General features: G+C 71.1%; 16 protein-coding genes. 4 read left to right on the forward strand and 12 right to left on the reverse strand.

What is annotated here, in order from left to right; genetic code table 11:
• Window positions 1-154: 154 nt before the first annotated feature.
• From IEX69_RS14600 to IEX69_RS14620, 5 genes are all read right to left on the reverse strand, one after another.
• Window positions 155-1,456: an enolase C-terminal domain-like protein gene (locus IEX69_RS14600; protein WP_229756371.1), complete on the reverse strand. Its 1,302-nt coding sequence runs from the start codon at window positions 1,454-1,456 to the stop codon at window positions 155-157.
• Window positions 1,449-2,333 (reverse strand): NAD-dependent epimerase/dehydratase family protein, encoded by an 885-nt coding sequence (locus IEX69_RS14605; protein ID WP_085018121.1) that lies wholly within the window; start codon window positions 2,331-2,333, stop codon window positions 1,449-1,451. Before IEX69_RS14605 ends, IEX69_RS14600 begins: the two co-directional genes overlap by 8 nt.
• A complete protein-coding gene (locus IEX69_RS14610; protein ID WP_085018123.1) occupies window positions 2,330-3,268 on the reverse strand; it encodes a carbohydrate ABC transporter permease in 939 nt (312 codons plus the stop codon). Before IEX69_RS14610 ends, IEX69_RS14605 begins: the two co-directional genes overlap by 4 nt.
• Window positions 3,265-4,209 carry a carbohydrate ABC transporter permease gene (locus IEX69_RS14615; protein ID WP_085018124.1) on the reverse strand — a complete coding sequence of 315 codons (945 nt, stop codon included), beginning with the start codon at window positions 4,207-4,209 and terminating at the stop codon, window positions 3,265-3,267. The genes IEX69_RS14610 and IEX69_RS14615 overlap by 4 nt, the downstream gene beginning before the upstream one ends.
• 73 nt (window positions 4,210-4,282) lie before the next feature.
• Window positions 4,283-5,647: an extracellular solute-binding protein gene (locus IEX69_RS14620; RefSeq protein ID WP_162818343.1), complete on the reverse strand. Its 1,365-nt coding sequence runs from the start codon at window positions 5,645-5,647 to the stop codon at window positions 4,283-4,285.
• A 247-nt stretch (window positions 5,648-5,894) separates the two neighbouring features.
• Between IEX69_RS14620 and IEX69_RS14625 the strand changes: the two genes are divergently transcribed.
• Window positions 5,895-9,389 carry a sugar-binding protein gene (locus IEX69_RS14625; RefSeq protein WP_174604384.1) on the forward strand — a complete coding sequence of 1,165 codons (3,495 nt, stop codon included), beginning with the start codon at window positions 5,895-5,897 and terminating at the stop codon, window positions 9,387-9,389.
• Window positions 9,390-9,471: 82 nt separating this feature from the next.
• Window positions 9,472-12,318 carry an alpha-L-rhamnosidase gene (locus IEX69_RS14630; protein WP_085018130.1) on the forward strand — a complete coding sequence of 949 codons (2,847 nt, stop codon included), beginning with the start codon at window positions 9,472-9,474 and terminating at the stop codon, window positions 12,316-12,318.
• A 14-nt stretch (window positions 12,319-12,332) separates the two neighbouring features.
• Here the strand turns inward: IEX69_RS14630 and IEX69_RS14635 are convergent, their stop codons facing one another.
• Window positions 12,333-12,707: a hypothetical protein gene (locus IEX69_RS14635; RefSeq protein WP_085018131.1), complete on the reverse strand. Its 375-nt coding sequence runs from the start codon at window positions 12,705-12,707 to the stop codon at window positions 12,333-12,335.
• 95 nt (window positions 12,708-12,802) lie between these two features.
• Between IEX69_RS14635 and IEX69_RS14640 the strand changes: the two genes are divergently transcribed.
• On the forward strand, window positions 12,803-13,849 hold the full coding sequence (locus tag IEX69_RS14640) for an alpha/beta hydrolase (RefSeq protein ID WP_085018133.1): 1,047 nt from the start codon (window positions 12,803-12,805) through the stop codon (window positions 13,847-13,849).
• Window positions 13,846-14,880 (forward strand): hypothetical protein, encoded by a 1,035-nt coding sequence (locus IEX69_RS14645; RefSeq protein WP_085018134.1) that lies wholly within the window; start codon window positions 13,846-13,848, stop codon window positions 14,878-14,880. Before IEX69_RS14640 ends, IEX69_RS14645 begins: the two co-directional genes overlap by 4 nt.
• 341 nt (window positions 14,881-15,221) lie before the next feature.
• Here IEX69_RS14645 and IEX69_RS14650 read toward each other — a convergent pair whose 3' ends face one another.
• The 6 genes from IEX69_RS14650 to IEX69_RS14675 form a co-directional block, all read right to left on the reverse strand.
• Complete coding sequence (locus IEX69_RS14650) at window positions 15,222-16,217, reverse strand: aldo/keto reductase (protein ID WP_085018136.1); 996 nt, start codon at window positions 16,215-16,217, stop codon at window positions 15,222-15,224.
• On the reverse strand, window positions 16,214-16,975 hold the full coding sequence (locus tag IEX69_RS14655; RefSeq protein ID WP_085018137.1) for an SDR family oxidoreductase: 762 nt from the start codon (window positions 16,973-16,975) through the stop codon (window positions 16,214-16,216). The genes IEX69_RS14650 and IEX69_RS14655 overlap by 4 nt, the downstream gene beginning before the upstream one ends.
• Window positions 16,972-17,451, reverse strand: coding sequence for a hypothetical protein (locus IEX69_RS14660; RefSeq protein WP_229756372.1), 480 nt, complete (start codon window positions 17,449-17,451; stop codon window positions 16,972-16,974). Before IEX69_RS14660 ends, IEX69_RS14655 begins: the two co-directional genes overlap by 4 nt.
• A complete protein-coding gene (locus tag IEX69_RS14665; protein ID WP_085018139.1) occupies window positions 17,448-18,191 on the reverse strand; it encodes an SDR family oxidoreductase in 744 nt (247 codons plus the stop codon). The genes IEX69_RS14660 and IEX69_RS14665 overlap by 4 nt, the downstream gene beginning before the upstream one ends.
• Before the next feature lie 68 nt (window positions 18,192-18,259).
• A complete protein-coding gene (sigJ, locus tag IEX69_RS14670) occupies window positions 18,260-19,192 on the reverse strand; it encodes an RNA polymerase sigma factor SigJ (protein ID WP_085018141.1) in 933 nt (310 codons plus the stop codon).
• 3 nt (window positions 19,193-19,195) lie between these two features.
• A complete protein-coding gene (locus IEX69_RS14675) occupies window positions 19,196-20,584 on the reverse strand; it encodes an NAD(P)/FAD-dependent oxidoreductase (RefSeq protein ID WP_085018143.1) in 1,389 nt (462 codons plus the stop codon).
• Window positions 20,585-20,933: the final 349 nt, after the last annotated feature.

Raw genomic sequence — 20,933 nt, forward strand, 5'->3', positions numbered from 1 at the left:
ACCCGCACCCACCGCCCTCGGTAGGCGCGACCCTGCGTCGAACGGCGACATTCCGCCCCCGGAGCGCCCGCGGAGGGGCGGGATCTCGCCAGTCGGCGGGCAGCGCGGGCGCGGGCAGCGCGAGCGCGGCGGGCAGCGCGAGCGCGGGGAGAGGCTACGGGGCGAGGAGGGCGCCGTCGGGGGCGCGGACGCCGGCGGCCCAGGCGTCGTGGCCCGAGAAGGTGGCGGGGAAGCGGGCGGCGGCGGCCTCGTCGAGGTCGATGCCCCAGCCGGGGGCGTCGTTCGGGGTGAGCCAGCCGTCGACGATGTCGATCATGCCGGGGAAGACCTCGTGGGCGGCCTCGTCGTAGACGTGGCCCTCCTGGATGCCGAAGGCCGGGCTCGACACGTCGAGGGCGACCGCGGCGGCCACCGCGAACGGGGAGGCGTCGCCCGGCGAGTGCCACGCGGTCCTCACGCCCTCGAGCTCGGCGAGCACCGCGAGGCGACGGGCGGCGCTGAGCCCGCCCACGTCCGAGATGTGGCAGCGGAGGAAGTCGACCGCGTGCGACCGGACGAGGCGCGCAGCTTCGACCGCGCTCGTCGCGAGCTCGCCGACGGCGATCGGCACGGGGGAGGCGGCGCGCACCTCGGGCAGTCGGTCCCAGAACTCGGGCGCCAGGACGTCCTCGAGGAAGAACGGACGGAACTCCTCGAGCGACCGGGCGAGCATCACCGCGGTCTTCGGGGTGAGCCGCGAGTGCACGTCGTGGAGCAGCTCGACGTCATCGCCGAGCAGCTCGCGCATCCGGGCGAAGAGCGCCGGGGTGCGGCGGAGGTACTCCTCGACCCGCCATCCCGTCGGGGTCTTCGCCCAGGTGTACCGGTCGGCGCTCGGCGGGGCGCCGTAGTGCCCGATCCCCGGCTGCCCGGTCTGGATGCGGATGTGCCGCAGCCCCGCATCCATCAGCTCGCGGGCGTGGTCGGCGGTCGCCTCGGGGGTGGGACCCTCGGCGTGGAGGTACACGTCGGCGGCGGCGCGGACGCGCCCCCCGAGCAGCTCGTAGACGGGCATCCCGGCGCGCTTGCCCGCGATGTCCCAGAGGGCCAGGTCGAGTCCGGAGAGCACGTTGTTGCCCACCGGGCCCTCGCGCCAGTACGCGGTGAAGCGCACCATGCGGAGGATGTCCTCGATGTCGCCGGGGTAGCGCCCGATCACCAGTCGCCGCACGTGCTCGAGGTAGGCGACGACCGCCTGCCAGCGCTGGGTGAAGGTGGCGCAGCCGAGGCCGTAGAGTCCGTCGTCGCTGGTCTCGACCTTGATGACGACGAGGGGGATGCCCTCGGGTGCGGTGACGATGGCGCGCACGTCGGTGATGCGGACGTCGTCGCGCGGCTCCCAGGGCTGCCCGAACGTCGCGGGCAGCGGCTCCGCCTCGACGAGCCGGGTGACGACGGGGACGGAGGCGTCAGACACGCTGTTCTCCTCTGCGTGCGGGCTCGGGGGTGGCCGAGCCGTCGTGGATGGACTCCTCCGCCTCGAACCCCAGCAGCACCCGCGCGCGGCGGGTGTCGACGAGGGTGCCGTTGCCTCGCACCGGCGCGGTGAGGGGCACGCCCGGGGCGTACCGGGCGAGGAGCTCGGTGCTGAGGCCGTCGAGCAGGATGTCGCGGGCGCTCAGGGCGATCACCTGGGCGCCGGGCGCGGACGACTCGAGCGAGCACTGCACCGCGCGGGCCGCATCCGCCATCGTGAGGTACGACCAGCCCTCGCGCACCATCTGCGCCGGATCGTCGGCCACCTCGTCGCGTACCTCCTCGAGGACGTGGGGCCACTTCACGAGGGGGAAGCGGAGGGCGACCACGTCGATCCCCCACCGGCGGTGGGCGAACAGGGCGGTGCGCTCGTCGGCGAGCTTGGACAGCGAGTAGGCGTCGGCGATGTCCGGCACGGTCGACTCGTCGAGCGGGAACCGGGGCGGCATCACGTCGTGGGGGTTGTTCGGATAGCCGATCGCGTTGATGCTGCTCGCGATCACCGCCCGGCGGATCCCGAGCTCGCCGGCCTGGCTCAGCACGTTGAAGGTCGAGTCGGTGTTGACCCGGAACACCTCGTAGGGCGTGCCCAGGCTCGGATGCGGGATGGCGGCGAAGTGGGCCAGCGCGTCCGCCCCCTGGAGGGCACGGGCCACGTCGGCCACCGACGTGGCGTCGCCGGTGAGCACCCGGTCCGCGGGGTGATCGGCGGTATAGCCGAGCGAGAGCGCGGTGACCTCGTAGCCCTCCGCGAGGAGGCGCGAGGTGACGGCGCGGCCGATCTGGCCGTCCGCTCCGGTGACGAGGACGCGCGTCATCCCTTCACCCCGCCCGACATGCTCGCACCGCGGAGGAACTGACGCTGGAAGATCAGGAACAGCACCACGGGCACGAGGAGGGAGAGGAAGAGGGCGGCCATCTGCACGCTCAGCTCGGTCTGATCGGCGAGCCTCGGGAGCGCGACCGACACCGGCTGGTTGTCGGGGTTCGGCAGCACCAGCAGCGGCCAGAGGTAGTCCTTCCAGGACGCCACGATCGTGAGCAGCCCGACCACGCCGAGGATCGGCCGCGCCAGCGGCAGCACGATGCTCCACAGGATGCGCAGGGCTCCGGCCCCGTCGATGCGCGCGGCCTCGTAGAGCTCGGCGGGGATCGACTCGAGGAACCGCGAGATGATGAGCACGTTGAACGCGGTGGCGGCGGCGGGCAGCCAGACCGCCCAGAACGTGTTCACCAGCGAGATGTTCAGCACCGGCATGTCGCGCACCGTGAGGTACAGCGGCACGAGCGAGACGATGCCCGGGATGAACAGCGTCGCGAGGATCGCCCCCGACAGCAGTCCGCCCCAGCGCGGCCGCAGCACGGTGATGACGAACGCGGCCGTGGTCGAGATGAAGAGCGTCGCCACCATCGAGCCGAGGGCGAGCGCCGCGGTGTTCAGGAGGTAGTGCCCGATCCGGCCGCGCTCCCACGCGATCCCGAGGTTCTCCCACTGCACGGTGCCGCTGCTGAAGAACGAGAACGGTCCCTGGATGAGGTCCTGGGTGGGTGAGACGGCGGCAAGGGCCAGCCAGATGAGCGGACCGAGTCCGGCGACCAGGAGCAGCACCAGCACGACGATCTGGCCCACGCCCATCCAGATGCGGACGACGGGCCTGGAGCGGTCGGCGCTCGAGATGTTGGTGCGGGTCTCCGGCTCGATCTCGCGCTCGCGGCGCAGCCACCGGGGACGGAGGCGTTCGGCGGTGGTCATGAGCGGCTCCAACGGCGGGTGAGGAGGAGGTAGGCGACGGAGAAGAAGGCGAGCACCACGGCGAGCAGCACGCTGAGCGCGGTCGCGGCGCCGTAGTCGACCCGGATGAAGGCGTAGTCGTACACCGACATCAGCAGGGTCTTCGTCGCGTTCTGCGGGCCGCCTCCGGTGAAGAGGAAGGGCTCGGTGAAGATCTGCATCGTGCCGATCACCTGCAGCAGGAGCATCGTGCCGATGATGCCGCGCATCTGCGGCAGGGTGACGTGCCAGACGCGCTTCCAGATGCCGGCTCCGTCGAGCTCCGCGGCCTCGTACAGCTCGCTGGGCACGCTGGTGAGGGCGGCGATGTAGATGATGACCGCGGATCCGGCCCCGGCCCACGTCGTCTCGAGCACGATGGAGGGCATCGCCATGGCCGTGGAGTTGAGCCACGGCAGGGGGCCGATGCCCACGAGGCCGAGGATCGAGTTGAAGACGCCGTCGTCGCTCGGCTCGTAGAAGAACTTCCAGAGCAGGATGGCGACCACCGGAGGCACCACGACCGGCAGGTACGCCAGGCCGCTGAAGTACCACGCGCGCTTCTTGAGCTCGGAGATGAAGACGGCGAGCGCGAGGGGCACCGGGAAGCCGAAGAGCACGGCCAGCACCGTGTAGTAGACGGTGTTGAGGGCCGCTTGCGGGAGACCCGGGTCGGTGAGCACGTAGACGAAGTTGTCCCAGCCCACCCACTCGGCCGTGCCGCCGGGCACCGGGTTCTGCCAGCTCATGATGAGCGAGCTGACGATGGGACCCCACGAGAAGTAGAGGTAGACGAGGATGGCGGGCAACGCGATGCCCAGGGCCACGAGGCCCGGCCGGGCCCGTCGCCATCGTCGGGTGAGACCCGAGGCCCGGTTCGCGGGACGGACTGCGCTGCGGCTGAGACGCGCCTGCTCGCTCATCTGTCGCTCCTCTCGCGGTGGAAGGGAAGGAGGGAGGCGGGCCCCACCACGTGGCCCGCCTCCCCGGTGCGAGTCAGCGACCGAGGCGCGACTGCACGTCGGTCTGGGCCTGGCTGAGCAGACCCGAGACGTCGGCGTTCTGGTCGGTGAGCACGGTCTGGACCACGGTGTCGAGAGCGCCGTAGACCTCCTGTGCGTTGTTCACCGGCTCGGGGATGACCGGGATGTCGGTCGACGCCTCGCGGTAGGGGGTGAAGTTGGAGGTCGGGACGTTGATGTAGTCCTTGATCCAGTCGAAGTACTGGTCGTACTCGTCGGAGTTCACCACGGGCAGACCGGGGAGGCCGGTCACCGAGCCCGCCTCGTTGGAGGCCTTCGCGTCGGACACCGCGGTGTCCTGGTCGAGGTAGCGCTCGAGGTAGAAGAAGTCGACCCACTTCACGGCCGCGTCCTTCTCGGCGTCGGTCGCGTTCGGGTTGACGATCTGCACCGTGCCACCGCTCAGCGTGCCGTTCGTGCCGTCGTTCTGCGGCATGCCGCCGATGCCGAACGACTCCGCCGGCAGCTTCAGGTTCTGCACCGCGGTGTAGTAGTAGTCGGAGGCGCCGATGACCATGCCGATCTTGCCGGCGGCGAAGTCCTGGGCCTGCGACTGGACGTCGTAGAGGGCGTTCTCGGGGAGCGTGCCGTCCTGCCAGCGCATCTCCTGGATGGTCTTCAGCGCATCCTTCGAGGGGGTGTCGTCGAAGGTGGCCTTCGAGCCGTCCTCGTTCTCGACGGTGCCGCCGTAGGAGTACGTGATGCCGGTGAACTGCCATCCGCCGGTGTTGTTGGTGCTGAGCACGGAGAAGCCCGCGGCGCCGGTCGCGGCCTTGATGGCCTTGGCCGCCTCGCGCACCTCGTCCCAGGTCTTCGGCGGGTTGTCGGGGTCGAGCCCGGCCTTGGTGAACAGGTCGCGGTTGTAGACGAGGCCGAAGGAGTAGGCGTTCGTCGGGATCGCGTAGACGTTGCCCGAGGAGTCCTCGGTGAGCTTCCGGACGGTCGGGTTCAGCGAGTCGTAGATGCCCTCGGACTTCAGTGCCTCGGTGATGTCGGCGGCCTGGCCGCGCTTGATCAGGCCCTGCGGCTCGGTGAGCGGGACGCTCATCACGTCGGGGAGGCTGCCTCCGGCGGCGAGCGCCTGGAAGGTCGTCGCGTCGTACCCGGTCTCGACGGGGTCGAGGTCGATGTTCGGGTTCGCCTCCTCGAAGGCGGCGACGCGCTCGTCGAAGTACTTCTGGTCCTCGGGCCGGTCTGCGCTGGGACGGTCGCCGATCTGGATGGTGACCTTGCCGTCCGTGCTGCCGGACGAGTTGTCCGACGAGCAGCCGACGAGGGTGGCCGCGGCGATGCCGCCGAGCGCGAGCAGCGCCGCAGCGGAGCGGATGCGTTTCGTCATTGAAACTCCTAGGGAGTGGTTCTGTGGGGGACTGGTGCTGGGGAAAGAAAATCGCTTTCCCTGATCGATGTCTACCATCGATCCCCCTCGGCGTCAAAGCCGGATCGGTGAGATTGCCCCAACTCTACGCTGATTCGCGCCCCTGGTTCAGAAAGAACCGTTTGACACCCTCTCTGGCATGTGCAGACAATGGGCGCGGTTAGGAAACCGATTTTCCTGTCTAGCCCACTCGATGAGGAGTATCCAGGTGCCAGGTCGAACCCCACCCGCCCCCCGCCGATCCCGGCGGCCGCTCGCCGCTCTCACGGCCGTCCTCCTGGCCGGCGCGGCCCTGCTCGTCCCCGCGACCGCCGCGAGCGCAGCCGAGACGAGCCTCGGCGTCGAGTCCGTCGACGGCTGGTCGGGCGTCAGCTTCGACGGCTCGGCGGGCACGGGCGTGCCCGCCGCCGTCTCGACCGAGGCGCACTCCGGATCCGCCTCCCTGGCCCTCGACCTCGACACCGCGACGGTGACGGACAACGGCTGGGTGATGGCCTACCGCGCGCTGCCCTCGGTGGCCGTCGACTCGCTCACCTTCTGGGTGAAGGCCCAGAACGCGTCGAGCCTCGGCGTGCAGCTCGTCGACAGCACGGGCCAGACCCACCAGACGTTCCTGCCGCTCGCCGCGACGGATCAGTGGCAGCAGGTCACCCTGGCCTCGCCCACCGACGACCCCTCTCACGGGGCGTGGGGCGGAGCGGCCGACGGCGTCTGGCACGGCCCGGCCACGCAGCTGGGCTTCGTCCTCAACGCGTTCGCCCGGGCGGACACGTCGGTGTCCACGGCCTCGCTCCTGGTCGACGACATCGTCGCGCACTCCGCCGACGCTCCCTCGTCGCTGACCCTCGGCCAGAGCACCGTCGGCAACGTGTTCACCCCCGGCGACCCGACGGCGTTCCCGTACTCCACTGAGGCGGATGAGCTGCGGTGGAGCGTCGCCGACGCCTCCGGCGCTCCCGTCGCCTCCGGGACGCAGGCCGTGACCGCCCCGACCGGCACGCTGACGCTCGACGGCCTCGACCTCGGGTGGTACTCCCTCTCGGTCGACGCCACCCGTGAGGGCGCCTCCGTCGGCCACGCGGAGACCACGTTCGCCCGGGTCGCCGATCCGGCCGCCGTCGATCAGGACGGACGCTTCGCCGCGGCCACGCACTACGGCCAGAGCTGGAGCACCGACAGCATGCCGCTGCTCGCCGACGGGGGCTTCCCGCAGCTGCGCGACGAGGTCTACTGGAACGAGGTCGAGACCCAGCCCGGCGTCTACGACTGGAGCCGCCCGCGCAGCGAGTTCCTGGACCGGGCCGAGCAGCAGGGTGTGAAGCCGCTGCTGCTGGCCGGATACGGCAACCCGCTCTACGACGCCGGCAACGGCCCGAAGAGCCCTGAGGCCGTGGCGGCCTACTCCGCCTACGCGGCGTCGATGGCGTCGGAGTTCGCGGACGTCGCGACCGGCATCGAGGTCTGGAACGAGTGGGATCTGGGCCTCGGCGGCAACACCAACACCTCGGCGGCGGACTACGTGAACCTGCTGAAGTCGGCCGCTCCGGCGATCAAGGCCGCTGCCCCGAACCTGCCCGTCATCGGCCCGGCGGTGGCCGACCTCAACACCTCCTGGCTCGAGGACGCCTTCAAGCTGGGCGCTCTGCAGTACGTGGACGGCATCGTCCTGCACCCCTACAGCTACCCCGCCGGCGCCGAGGCCCTGGACGCCCGCCTCGAGCAGGTGGACGCCCTGGTGAAGGAGTACAACAACGGCCAGTCCAAGCCGATCTACATCACCGAGCACGGCTGGCCCACCGGCACCGACGCCCGCGCGGTGAGCGAGGGGTCGCAGGCCGCGAACATCGCGAAGTCGGCGCTGATCGCCGCCATGAACGGGGTCGCGAAGTACTACGTGTACGACTTCGTCAACGACGGCACCGACGCGACCGAGACCGAGCAGAACTTCGGGCTGGTGCACAGTCAGGACGATCCGCTCGGCGCCTTCACCCCGAAGCCGAGTTACGTCGCCTACTCCACGGCCGCGCATCAGCTGAGCGGTGCCACCTTCGCCGACCGCGACACGAGCATCGCCGACGTGTGGAACATCGGCTACAACACGCCGACCGGACCGCTCCGCGCCCTGTGGGCGGTCAGCCCGCAGACCGTCCAGGTCCAGGCGACCGGCATGGTGACGGTGACGGATGCGTACGGCGCGGCCCACACCATGGATGCGGGCACCGGCACGACCCTGACGCTCGCGCTGGGCGACGCCCCGGTCTACGTCTCCGGTGCGATCTCGGCGGCCACGCCCTCGGCCACCTCGCTGGCGCTCGATCCCGCGTTCGTCGGTCAGCCCGTCTCGGCGCACTGGACGATGGACAACACCACCGGCGGCAGCGCGGCCGAGTTCGCGCTGGCCTTCACCGACGGCACCCGGGTCACCCAGACCGTGGCGGCGGGCACCACGGCGACGTCCGACTTCACGCTGCCGGCGCCGACCGCGACAGGCGCGTACAGCGTGTCGGCGCAGCTGACGCAGGGGGACGTCTTCCTCGGCACGCTCCGTGCGTCGACCACCGCGTCGGAGGCGCTCGGCCTCACGGGCGAGCACGCCATCGATGAGGACGGACGGTCGGTGCTGCGCCTGCGGGTGTCGAACGCCGGTGCCGAGGCGACGAGCGTCGACGACCTCTCGTACACGCTGGGCGGCGATTCGGGCACGCTGACGACGGACGCGGCGCTGCCCGCCGCGTCCACCGTCGAGTCCGACGTCCTCCTCGATGCGCTGACCGAGCCCACCGCCTGGTCGGCCTCCGCGACCGTCGACGGCCGCGTGCTCACCGCATCCGGCACCGTCTCGCCGCTCGACGTGGCGGGCGCGTCGCCCGTGGCGTACAAGAGCATCGACGTCGACGGCGTGCTCGACGACCTCGACGGCGTGCCGTCGATCGATCTCGCGACGCAGGGCACCGACGAGACCGTCGGGTCGACCGGCCCGGCCGACCTCTCGGGCACTGTCTGGTACACGTGGGACGACGACAACCTGTACCTCAGCGCCGACATCGCCGACGACGTGCACGACCAGCCCTCAGCGGGCAGCACGATCTGGCAGGGCGACTCGATCCAGTTCACCGTGGCGGCCGGCGCGCCCGGGGAGGCCTCGGCGTGGAACGAGATCGGGGTGGCGCTGACCGCCTCCGGGCCGCAGCTCTACCGCTGGCTCTCGGTCGGGGAGGGGTCCGGCACCGTGACGGGGTCGCAGGTCGCGATCACCCGCGACGACGCTGCCGGTCGGACCGTGTACGAGGTCGCGGTCCCGTGGAGCCGCCTCGGCGGCATCCGCCCCGACACCGCACTGGTGAGCAGCTCGATGCTCGTGAACGAGGCCGACGGCGCGGGCCGCGCGGGTTACATCAGCTGGGGTGGCGGGATCGCGGCGGAGAAGGACTCGGCGCAGTTCCACGCCCTCCGTCTGCTCGCGGCACCGGTCGCCCCCGAGCCCGGCACGGGCGAGCCCGGCGCCGGGACCCCGGGGACGGGCGGCTCGGGTGCAGGCTCGAGCGGCGCAGGCGGTGCCGGCGGTGCAGCCGCGGCCGCCGCGGGGAGCGGTGCGCTGGCGTCGACCGGAGCGGCCGACGCGGCCTGGCTCCTGGGCGCTGCGGTGCTCCTGCTCGCGGTGGGCGCGGGCGCGATCCTGAGGCCGCGCCGGACCGCCGGCTGAGCGGACGCACGCCCCACCCGATGCCGGCCCGGACCCCCCCGGGCCGGCATCGTCCTGCATCACGACGGAGGAGGACCGCACCATGAGCACAGTGACGATCTCGACGCTGCGCGTCGGACGGCGACGAGACCGGCCGGTGACCGCGGACGCTCGGCCGCCCGTGTCCTGGACGGTCGACGCGGAACCCGGCTGGGTGCAGTCGGCGGCGCGTCTCCGACTCGACGGCGAGCGCATCGCGGAGCTCGAGGGTGAGGGGTGCGTGCTCGTGGCCTGGCCGTTCGAGCCCCTCCAGGGGCGACGCGTCCACACGCTGGAGCTCCAGGTCGTCGGGGCCGACGGCAGCGCGTCCGACTGGAGCGCGCCGGTGACCTTCTCGGTCGTGCGCCGCACGGAGCCGTGGACCGCCCCGTCGATCGGTCTCGCGCATCCGGACCGGCCCGCCCAGCCGGTCTACCTGCGTCGTGAGTTCGACGTCGAGCCGACCGTCGTCGCGGCGACGCTCGACGCGACCGCCCACGGCGTCTACCAGGTCGCGATCGACGGCGTCGACGTCGACGACCATGTGCTGAAGCCCGGCTGGACCTCCTACCGCCATCGGCTGGCTCTGGAGAGCACCGATGTGTCCGCGCTGCTCCGCCCCGGTCGTCGGCAGGCTCTCACGGTGCGCGTGGCGGGCGGATGGTTCACCGAGCGATACGGATTCGGTTCCTCGGCCCGACGGGTCTACGGCGACCAGCCGGCGGTGTCGATCGAGCTCCGGCTCGAGCACTCCGACGGTCGTGTGGAGACCGTCCGGAGCGACGAGCGCTGGCGCGCCTCCTCCGTGGTCGAGCTGGAGAGCAGCGGCCTCTACGCGGGCGAGACCCGCGACGCCCGTCGACACCAGGAGGGCTGGGACGCGCCGGGATTCGACGACGGAGTGTGGGAGCCCGTCGCGGTGGTCCCGCTGCCGCCTTCCCTCGCGGTCGAGGCCCTCGACGTCGAGCCTGTCCGGCGGATCGAGGAGCGCCCGCCCCTGGCGGTGCTCACGACGCCCTCCGGAGCGACGGTGCTCGACTTCGGGCAGAACCTCGTCGGGCGGGTCCGCTTCACCGTCGAGGGCCAGCGAGGGGCGACCGTCACCCTCCGCCATGCCGAGGTCCTCGAGCAGGGCGAGCTGTGCGTGCGCGCGCTGCGGGCGGCGGAGTCGATCGATCGCTTCACCCTCGCCGGTCGAGGCCCGGAGGTGATGGAGCCCGAGTTCACCTTCCACGGCTTCCGGTACGTCGAGGTGAGCGGATGGCCGGGAGAGCTCCGCCCCGAGGCCTTCAGGGCCGTCGTCCTCCACACCGACCTCGACCGCACGGGCGGCTTCGGCTGCTCCGATCACCGTCTCGAGCGGTTGCACGACAACGTCGTGTGGAGCCTGCGCGGCAACGCGGTGGGCCTGCCCACCGACTGCCCGCAACGGGACGAGCGGATGGGATGGACGGGAGACGCCCAGGTCTTCGCGCCCGCCGCCGCGTCCCTGTTCGGCGTCGACGCCTTCCTCGCCTCCTGGCTCGACGACCTGGCTCTCGAGCAGGGCGACCGTGCCGGACTCGTCCCCACGATCATCCCGGACGTGCTCGGCGAGCTCAGCGACGTGGCGGCCGCGGGATGGGGCGACGCCGCCACGGTCGTGCCGACGGTCCTCCACGAGAGATACGGCGATGTCGCGCTGCTCAGACGGTGTTTGCCGAGCATGAGGGCGTGGGTCGATCGGGCCCACCGCGAGGCGGGACCGTCGCGGCTGTGGGAGACGGGATTCCAGTACGGCGACTGGCTCGACCCCACCGCATCCAGACCCGACAAGGCGGCGGCGGACCCCGGACTGGTGGCGACCGCCTACCTCTACCGCTCGACCAGGCTCCTCGCCGACGCGTACCGGGCGGTCGCCGAGGCGGAGCCCGGCGGCGCGGGGGAGCGCGACCGCGAGGATCTCGTGGCGGCGCAGGGCGGGTACGCGGCGCTCGCGGAGGAGGTGCGGCAGGCCTTCCGGCACGCGTACCTCACGCCGGCCGGACGGCTGATGTCGGATGCGCCGACCGCCTACGCGCTCACCCTCGCGTTCGGGCTCGTCGACGACGAACCGACCGTGCGGCGCCTCGGCGAACGGCTCGCCTTCCTCCTCCGGGCTCGGGGGTACCGGATGGCGACCGGGTTCCTCGGGACCCCGGTCGTGCTCGACGCCCTCCTCGACAGCGGCCGATCCGCGGCCGCGGAGCAGCTCCTGCTGCAGGACGCGTGTCCTTCCTGGCTCTACCCCGTGACGATGGGCGCGACCACGATGTGGGAGCGCTGGGACTCGATGCTGCCGGACGGCTCGATCAACCCCTCGGGGATGACGTCGTTCAACCACTACGCACTGGGCTCGGTGGCCGACGTGCTGCACCGGCGCGTGGGGGGTCTCGCCCCGGCCGCGCCCGGCTATCGCCGTGTGCGCATCCGGCCCTGGCTCGTCAGCGCTCTCGATCACGCCCGGGTGCACCAGGAGACCCCGTACGGCCGTGCGGCGGTGAGCTGGCGCCGGTCCGGGGGATCGGTCACGGTGGTCGCGGAGCTGCCCGCGGGCGTGACCGCCTCGGTCGAGCTGCCGGACCGGCCGGCGTTCGAGGCCGGCTCAGGGCGGCACGAGTGGGTCGTCGACGAACCGCGCTCGTCGACGCAGGCTCCTGCCCTCGGGGTCGACGCCGACCTCGCCGATCTCGCCGACCGACCGGGGGTGTGCGCTCTCGTCTCGCGACGGCTCGCCGGCGCCGATCCGGAGCTCGGCCGTGAGTTCGACGAGTTCGTGCGCTGGGTGCCGGGTCGGACGCTGCGGGCGGAGCTCGCCGCCGTGTCACCTCCGCCGGAGCTCGTGGCGTCGCTCGACGCGGAGCTGCGCGCGCTCACCGCTCCCGCGAGCTGAGCGACGACGACGGGTCAGCGGCGGAGGTGCGTGCCCGAGGCCCGATCCCAGTCGAGCGACTTGAACTGCAGGAACGTGCACAGGTTGCCGGCGACGACGATCTCGGCCGCGAGTCCCGCCAGCTGATAGGGCGTCAGGACCAGGTCTTCGCGGCGAGCCGTCAGGGTCGCCTCCCAGAGCGGATTGTCGAGCCCGACGGGCTGCATGTAGATGTCGGCGAACTCGTTCTGCAGGTGGACGATGACGAGACCCGTGTCGCCGCCGTCGGAGCCGTCCTGCAGGGCGACGTTCAGCTCGCCCGCGATCGCATGACCCTGGCTTCGGAACTCCCTGACCCACTCCTCGAGGAGCTCCTTGGAGCGGTAGGGGACGACGGATTCTTCAGACATCTCCGGAATCGTCTCATTAACGACTGACATTTCGATCCGGAGACGGGCGGATCGGACCCGCTTCCCTCGGCTCGCGGAGTCGGATACGGTCAAGCATGAGCGAACGTCGTCGTCGCGCGGTGACGCGGTGGACCCTGCTCAGCGCCACGGTCGGGCTGGCCTTCGTCGTGCTCGTCAGGGCGACGCCGTGGCCCTCGGCCCTCCTCATCCGCTCCGTCTTCGAGAAGGGCGGCGCGGAGACCGTCGCCGAGATGACGCCGTACGTGCCGGCCACGGGCGTGGAGTCGCTCGGGGTCTTCTCCTACGCCGACGCCGACGCCGTGCACGGCGGGGCCGCCGCGGACACCACGCTCTCCGCCTTCTCCTCGACGGACCAGGACGGACCGCTGCCCGCCGTAGTGTGGATCCACGGCGGAGCCTGGATCTCGGGGGAGCGGGGCAACGTCGAGCCCTACCTGAAGATCCTCGCCTCGCACGGCTACACGACCATCGGCCTCGACTACACCGTCGGCCCGGAGGCGACCTACCCGACGGCCGTCACCCAGCTGGACACGGCGCTCGGCTACATCGTCGACCACGCGGAGGAGCTGCGAGTGGACCCGCAGCGGATCGTCCTCGCCGGCGACTCCGCGGGCGCGCAGCTCGCGAGCCAGCTGGCCGCGCTGGTGACGAACCCCGAGTACGCAGACCTGCTGGGTCTCCAGCCGAGCCTGCGGCCCGAGCAGCTCGCGGGCGTGATCCTGAACTGCGGCGTGTACGACCTGCGCCGGATGGCCGACCTCACCGGCATCGTCGCCTGGGGCTTCAAGTCGGCCCTGTGGGCCTACACCGGCACGAAGGACTGGTCGTCCACGTACGCCGGCGCGACGATGTCGACCATCGACTTCGTCACAGCCGACTTCCCGACCACCTACATCAGCGGCGGGAACGGCGACGGCCTGACGTGGCTCCAATCCGTGCCGATGGCGCAGCGCCTGAGGGCGGAGGGGGTCAGCGTCACCGACCTGTTCTGGCCCGAGCCCCACCAGCCGGCGCTGCCGCACGAGTACCAGTTCCATCTCGACCTGCCCGAGGCTCAGCAGGCCCTCACCGCCACGCTGGACTTCCTCGCGACCGCGACCGACACCGCTTCCCGCTCATGACGGACCCGGCCCGACGACAGGCGAGAGCGACGCGTGACGCCGCCGTCGCGCCAGCCCGAGATCTCGCCGCGGAGGCGCAGGCCCACGCGGCCGTGCGCTCGACGTTCGTCAAGCACGCCTTCACCCGGCTGCCCCTGGTGGGCGCGTTCGTCATCACGATCAACCTCTTCGTGCAGGTGCGCGGAGACGTGGGGCTGGCGGTGGCAGTCGCGCAGAACCTCACGTTCGGCGGCCTCCTGGTGGTCGTGCTGTTGAACCTCGCGGTCTTCATCATGCTCGGCGTGATGGTCGCGGCGATGCCGCTCGTCTTCGATCGCGACTACGACGTCTGGACCAGGGTCATCGGCGGCGCCGTCATCCTGATGCTCGGCGCCGTGCTGTTCCATACCGCGTCGTGGCTGCTCCTCGTCGGTCTCGCCGTCGTCTTCGCCGCCATCGGCGTGGTCGTCCTCCGCGGGCGCCGTCGGCCTCCCACCCCGCTCACCGCCGACTCGCTGCCGTCCGTGCTCCTGCCCTCCGTCCCGCCTCGCGACGTCGTGCTCCGCTCGCTCTGGGCGGAGGGCCGGGCCCTGCTGAGGGGCTTCTCGCCGCCGGGCCCGGAGCGGACGCGGGCCGAGGCAGCGCTCGAGCCGTTGCCGGAGCCCACGCCCCTCGCCGACATCGCGCAGCGGTGGAACGAGCGCGTCGACGCCATCCGCGAACCGGCGGGGAAGTCGGTGACCCGACTCGCCTTCGCGGCGATCATCGGCTTCATCGCCCTGTTTGGGCTCAACATCCTCACCTCGCCCATCCGCTTCGCGCCCCTCGAGCTGGTCACCCTCAAGGGCGAGGACCCGCAGGTCGGCTTCATCCTGCTCCAGAGCGGCAACGGCGTGTTCGTCCCCGAGCCCAGTGGGGCCGCGCAGTTCGTCTTCGCCAGCGACGTCACCTCGCGGGAGCTCTGCGAGCCGCAGCGGCTCTGGTACGAGCTGACCCCGCTCGACGTCTTCTGGCCCGTGCCGCCGAACGGCGTCGACTGCCGCGCCGGCTGAGCCTGGGCGCCTCCGCGGCCCGTGCCGTCTCACTGCATTGTGCGGCAGCTAGGGAGACGTCTTCGGCGGGCGCGACTCGCACCGCGAGCCAGGTGGGTCTACGGCGATGATGTCGCGACGTATCGGAGCGTGATCTTCCCGTTCTGGACATAACGGTGACTATCAGTCGTGCGTGCCGTACTGCACCGCCAACGGGGGAGTGGACTGATTTTGCGTCGCGGTCGCGGATAGTTCGTGCAGATCCTCCCGATCGAATCCGGCTCACACGGAGAGTGAGAGTTGAGGGAAAGAAATGAGGGCGCTAGGCGCCTGGCAGTTGTTGTCGAGGCGCATCGTCCGGGTCAGCGGTCGATGCCCACCTCGTGATGCACGTAGTCGCGGGTGCCGACGATCTCGTCGTCGGGTAGGGCCGCCGTCAACCGGGCGAGCTCAACGGCGTCGAGCCGGATGCGCGTGGCCGCGGTGTTCTCGTCGAGGCGGCTGCGTCGGCGGGTGCCGGGGATGGGCACCACGCCCTGGGCGATGAGCCAGGCGAGGGCGATCTGCGCGCTGGTCACGCCCTTCTCGGCGGCGATCGTGTGGACACGGTCGACCAGGGCGAGGTTGGCGGCGATCGCGTCGGGCTGGAACCGGGGGAGACCGAGTCGAGCGTCGTCGGGGTCGAGGTCGGTGACCGAGCGGATGTCACCGGTGAGGAATCCCCGTCCGAGTGGTGAGAACGCAACGAAGCCGATGCCGAGCTCATCGACGGTGGCTTTCTCGTCGTTGTGCAGCACGTCGCGCGCGAAGAGCGAGAACTCCGACTGCACGGCGGCGAGCGGATGCACGGCGTGCGCCCGACGGATGGTCGCGGCCGAGGCCTCCGACAGCCCGATGTGCCGCACCTTCCCTTCGGCGACGAGCTCGGCCATCGCGCCGACGCTCTCCTCGATCGGCACCTGCGGGTCGACGCGGTGCAGGTAGTAGAGGTCGATCACGTCGGTGCCGAGGTGACGGAGTGATCGCTCGGCGGCCCTGCGGATGTAGGCCGGGGTGCCGTTGCGGCCGTGGATCGCGCCGTCGTCGTCGGTCTCCGCCGACGCCTTGGTGGCCAGGACGACCTCGTCGCGACGATCGCCGAGTGCCCGTGCGATGAGCTTCTCGTTCTCGAACGGCCCGTAGGCCTCGGCGGTGTCGATGAAGGTCACCCCGGTGTCGACGGCGTGGCGCAGGGTGGCGATCGACTCGCGCTCGTCGCTGGAACCGTAGTAGGCGCTCATGCCCATGGCACCGAGCCCGATGGCCGAGACGGTCAGGCCGTCGCCGAGCGGTGTGGTGGGGAGGGTGGAGGTGGTCATGCGGTGTCCTTCCGGGTGGTGATGTCTGCGATCCAGTCGCCGAAGGTCTGGGTGCCGAGCGTGGCTCCGGGGCCGGCGAGGAGGGTGCCGTCGCGGAGGGCCCTGCCGAATCCTCCGGGCAGGGGGACCTCCCAGATGGGCCCCGTGTCGCCGGTCGCCCGGGCGTAGTCGCGCACCATGTCGCCCATCCGCAGCACCTCCGGGCCGGCGAGATCGGGAGCGTGACCGGATGGGCCGTGTTCGGCGAGCTCGACGAGGCGCAGGCCGACGCCGCGGGCGGCGACCGGCTGGGAGATCATCTTCGGCACGAGGGAGATCGGGCCGAATGCGATCTGCCGGTAGATCTGCGCGGCGAACTCGTGGAACTGGGTCGCGCGGAGGATCGTCCAGGGCGTGCCGCCGGCCGAAACCAGCCGTTCCTGCGCCGCCTTGCCCGCGTAGTAGCCGAAGGGCGCCCGGTCGCTGCCCACGATCGACAGCGCAAGGTGATGGTCGACACCGGCCGACCGTTCCGCCTCGAGCAGGTGGGAGGTGACGGTTCTGAAGAACGTCTCGGAGGCCTTGGCCGATTGGGTCGAGATCGAGGTGGCATCGATCACGGCGTCCGTCCCGCGCAGCGCTTCGACGAGTCCGGTTCCGGTGGTGAGGTCGGTTCCGGTCGCCCGGGACAGGGTGGTCACTTCATGGCCCCGCCGCCGGGCCGCGTCGACGACGTGGCGACCCACCGTTCCGGTTCCTCCGGCGACGGCGATTCTCATGGGTGTGTTCCTTTCGAGGGTGTCGGTCCGGTGCGCCGGGGCGGGATGGCGATCCCTAGTCCGAGTAGCGCGGCGACGGCGAGCACGATCACCTGGGCGGTGCCATCTGCCGGCGTCATGTGGTCGAGGTGGGTGACGTGGTAGCCGAAATGCAGCACGCCGAAGGTGGCCCAGGCGATGCCGAGCACCCGGTAGACCACCTGCGATCGCCAGATGAGGGCGGTCACGCTCGCCGCTCCGAGCGCCAGGTACTGCGCTCCGTGATCACGGATGAGGTGCTCGTTGTAGGGGCCGTCCTGCGAGATCCACTCGCCGAGGAAGGAGGGGAAGTGGTCGTAGAACTCACGAGGCAGCACGTACGCCCACACCCCGACCACGGCGGCGATCGCGATCGTTCCGATGAGAGCGGCGAGCTGGAGGCGGCCGATGCGGTCGCTGGTGGCGCGGTCGGCGGTCGCCGGCGTCGTCGACGTCACTGGGCCACCGCCGGCACGGCGACTGGATAGGGGTGGGAGCCGGTGCGGTGGGCGCCGAGTGGCACGAGCGAGTCGGCGGAGTCGGCGCCGAGCGCGGTTCCCTCCACGGTGACGACCTCGCGCGTGTCGGCGCGGGCGGCGAGGGTGGCGCGCAGAAGGTCATCGAGTCGGTAGCGCTCAGCGCCGGCGATCGCGACGACGTCGTTAAGGGGCGCGCTCGTGGCGACCTCGGCGAGGAGGTCGACGACGTCCTCGACGGCCACGGGCTGCAGCAGCATCCCCGGAGCGTGCACCGACCCGTCGACCGTGAGCCAGTCGGCGATGGTGGGCACGAAGTCGTGGAACTGGGTGGCGCGCACGATCGAGAAGGACACGTCCGCATCGCGGACGGCGTTCTCCTGGGCCACCTTGCCGGCGTAGTACCCGTTCGCCCGGGCGCGGTCGACCCCCACGATCGACAGCAGTACGTGGTGTCCGACGCCCGTCGACTGCTCGGCCGCGAGCATCCGCTCGGTGGTGCCCTGGAAGAATGCCGTCGCGGCCGCGGCATCCATCTCGGCCGTGTTGAGCACGTCCACGACGACATCCGCGCCCGCCATCGCCTCCCCGAGGCCCTCCCCGGTGACGGCGTCGACACCGTTCTGCCGTGAGCCGATCCGCACGGTGTGCCCGAGCTCCCGCAGTCTCGCGCCGAGGCGGCTTCCGACGTGTCCGTTGCCGCCGACGATGAGGATCTCCATCACTGTCCCTTCCCTTGCCGGTTCGTGCCGGTCACAGGGATGACGACGCAAGGCCGCCGGGTGTGAGGTCAGTGCGACGGGAGCCAGGCGCTCAGCTTCTGCGGGTTGACTTGCAGCCACACGTCGGTGACGCGCCCGCCGTGCACGTTGACGTTGACCACCGCGCGCACCTCGCCGCCATCGAGGGCGGTGAAGGCGATGCCGTCGCCGGTGCGGTGCTGCTCGAGCATGAAGCTCGGGCTCTTGCGGAAGAGCCCGAGCAGGAACCTCGCCACGTTCGAGACGCCGAGCACGGGCCGGCGGGCGGCGCTCACGACGCCGCCGCCGTCGGATCGCAGCGTGACCGACGGATCGAGAAGCGCCATCAGACCGGCGAGGTCGCCGCCGGCGCAGGCGGCGGCGAAAGCGAGGGCGACGTCGTCGTGCTCACGGGTGCTGCGGGGGTGGGCACCGTGTTCGCGCACGCGCCGCCGCGCCGAGGTGGCGAGCTGCCGCACCGCGGCGGGCGAGCGCCCCACGATCGCCGCGATCTCGTCGAAGGGCACCGCGAACACGTCGTGCAGCACGAAGGCGACGCGCTCGGCCGGCGTCATGCTCTCCATCACGATCAGCAGCGCGGTGCTGACCTCGTCGTCGAGGGTGATGCGGTCGAGAGGGTCCTCGGGACCAGGCCCCGACGAGATGGTCGCGGTTCCGGCGAACAGGTCGGCGGGCACGGGTTCGGGGAGCCAGGGACCTACATATCGTTCGCGGCGGGCGCGGGCGGAGCCCAGGGCGTCCAGACAGACGCGACTCATCACGCGGGTCAGCCAGCCCTGCGGGTTCTGGATGGCCTCGCGCTCGGCATCGGTCATGCGGTACCAGCGCACGTAGGTCTCCTGCACCGCGTCCTCGGCGTCGGCGAGGGTGCCGAGCATCCGATACCCGATCGCGAGCAGGCGGCGCCGCTCGTCGAGCACTGCCACGGGCACCCCGCGGTCGTCACGCACGCTGTCGACCATCCGTCACCTCGCCTCCCCGACCTCAGCATGCCCGAAGTCGGCCTCGCCCGCCGACCGAGCGCCGCCTCCGGTCGGCGCATCCACCACCCCGCCGGTCACGAACGCCCGCCGCGGCTCGGTGAGCGACCCGAGTGAGGCGATGTCGCGGCCGCCGAGGAGCGCGCTCAACCAGATCAGCAGCACCCGGATCTTGCGCTCCCACGTCGGCACCGCGAGCACGTGGTATCCGCGATGCATCACCCACCCGGCGAAGCCTCTGATCACGATCCTCTTGTACTGGAAGATGCCCCGCCCGAGACCCAGCGTGGCGACGACACCGAGGGTGTGGTGCACGTAGTCTTCGGGCTCCCCGCCTCGCAGCACCGCGACGAGGTTCTTCGCCAGGCGCTTGCCCTGCCGCACGGCGTGCTGCGCGTTCGGCACCGTCAGAGCGCCGGGCGCCGAGGAGGTCAGGTCCGGAACCGCGGCGTCGTCGCCGGCCGCCCAGGCGTCCGGAATGATGCCGTCGTCGCCCTCCACCCGCAGGTCGGCGCGCACCCGCAGGTAGCCGCGAGGGCTCAGCGGCAGATCGGTGTGGCTGGTCACGACGGGGTTCGCGGCGTTTCCGGCCACCCAGACGATCAGTCCCGAGTCGTATTCCTCGCCGGTGGACAGCACGACGTGGCCGTCGACGGCCGACTGCAGCTGAGCATCCAGGTGCACGTGACCGCCGCGTGAGCGCAGGTGATCGACGACCCATCGTCCGGCGGCTTCGCCCACCTCGGGCAGGATGCGGTGGGTCGCCTCGACGAGGTGGAAGGAGACGTCGTCCTCGCTGAGCTCCGGGTAGTAGCCCAGCAGGGCGTGGGCGAGTGACAGCGTCTCGCCGAAGCCCTCGACGCCGGAGAAGCCGCCGCCGACGAAGGTGACCGTCAGCAGCTTCCGCCGCTCAGGGCCCTCGGGGAGTACCGAGGCCCGGTCGAAGGCGGTGAGGATGTGGTCGCGAATTGCCACGGCCTCCTCGACCTGCTTCATGCCGATCGCCTCCTCCAGCAGCCCGGGGATGGGGAACGTCCTCGTCACCGCACCCGCTGTCACCACCACGATGTCGTACGGCACGTCGAACGGCTCACCGTCTTGCGCGACCACGGTCACCCGCCGGTCGGCGTGGTCGATGCGCGTCACGGCTCCGGAGATCAGACGGGTGCGCCGCAGATGCCGTCGGAACGAGATCACGACGTGACGCGCCTCCACCGACCCGGCCGCCACCTCGGGCAGGAACGGCTGGTAGGTCATCGCCGGGCGGGGATCGATGACGGTGACCCTGGCCTCACCGCGCCGCAGCGCCTTCTCGAGCTTCCACGCCGTGTAGAAACCGGCGTACCCGCCGCCCACGATCACGATGTCCTTCACGATCCGCCCCTCGTCCGTCTTCCTGTGCCTTCACCGAGATGACGACGCAGATGTCTCAGATGTGAGATCGGCAGGAGCATTCGTCCTCACATCTTCGACGTCTGAATCGTCAATCTCCTGACGGTGATTTTTGCCGTCCGGAAGGAGCAAGGACAGTCATGAAGGTGCTGATCGCGGGTGGACGAGGACGAGTGGGCTCGAAGTCTGCCCAGAACCTCCAATGCTCTGAGCAAGGTGTCGCGCATCTCGAAGGCGTCGCCGCCCGGGTCGTCCACCGAGCGGCAGGTCGGCTGACGCCGGCCCGGGTGCGATCCCAGGGACGACTCCCTCCCATCCGGTAACGTCGCTC

This window comes from Cnuibacter physcomitrellae, from assembly GCF_014640535.1.
GTDB classification, from domain to species: Bacteria; Actinomycetota; Actinomycetes; order Actinomycetales; family Microbacteriaceae; genus Cnuibacter; species Cnuibacter physcomitrellae.

Excerpts from the sequence above, each read along its gene's own strand:
- IEX69_RS14605 (WP_085018121.1), bottom strand. The coding sequence starts at position 2,333 with ATGACGCGCGTCCTCGTCACCGGAGCGGACGGCCAGATCGGCCGCGCC.
- IEX69_RS14610 (WP_085018123.1), bottom strand. The coding sequence starts at position 3,268 with ATGACCACCGCCGAACGCCTCCGTCCCCGGTGGCTGCGCCGCGAGCGC.
- IEX69_RS14615 (WP_085018124.1), bottom strand. The coding sequence starts at position 4,209 with ATGAGCGAGCAGGCGCGTCTCAGCCGCAGCGCAGTCCGTCCCGCGAAC.
- IEX69_RS14620 (WP_162818343.1), bottom strand. The coding sequence starts at position 5,647 with ATGACGAAACGCATCCGCTCCGCTGCGGCGCTGCTCGCGCTCGGCGGC.
- IEX69_RS14630 (WP_085018130.1), top strand. The coding sequence starts at position 9,472 with ATGAGCACAGTGACGATCTCGACGCTGCGCGTCGGACGGCGACGAGAC.
- IEX69_RS14635 (WP_085018131.1), bottom strand. The coding sequence starts at position 12,707 with ATGTCTGAAGAATCCGTCGTCCCCTACCGCTCCAAGGAGCTCCTCGAG.
- IEX69_RS14640 (WP_085018133.1), top strand. The coding sequence starts at position 12,803 with ATGAGCGAACGTCGTCGTCGCGCGGTGACGCGGTGGACCCTGCTCAGC.
- IEX69_RS14645 (WP_085018134.1), top strand. The coding sequence starts at position 13,846 with ATGACGGACCCGGCCCGACGACAGGCGAGAGCGACGCGTGACGCCGCC.
- IEX69_RS14650 (WP_085018136.1), bottom strand. The coding sequence starts at position 16,217 with ATGACCACCTCCACCCTCCCCACCACACCGCTCGGCGACGGCCTGACC.
- IEX69_RS14655 (WP_085018137.1), bottom strand. The coding sequence starts at position 16,975 with ATGAGAATCGCCGTCGCCGGAGGAACCGGAACGGTGGGTCGCCACGTC.
- IEX69_RS14665 (WP_085018139.1), bottom strand. The coding sequence starts at position 18,191 with ATGGAGATCCTCATCGTCGGCGGCAACGGACACGTCGGAAGCCGCCTC.
- sigJ (WP_085018141.1), bottom strand. The coding sequence starts at position 19,192 with ATGGTCGACAGCGTGCGTGACGACCGCGGGGTGCCCGTGGCAGTGCTC.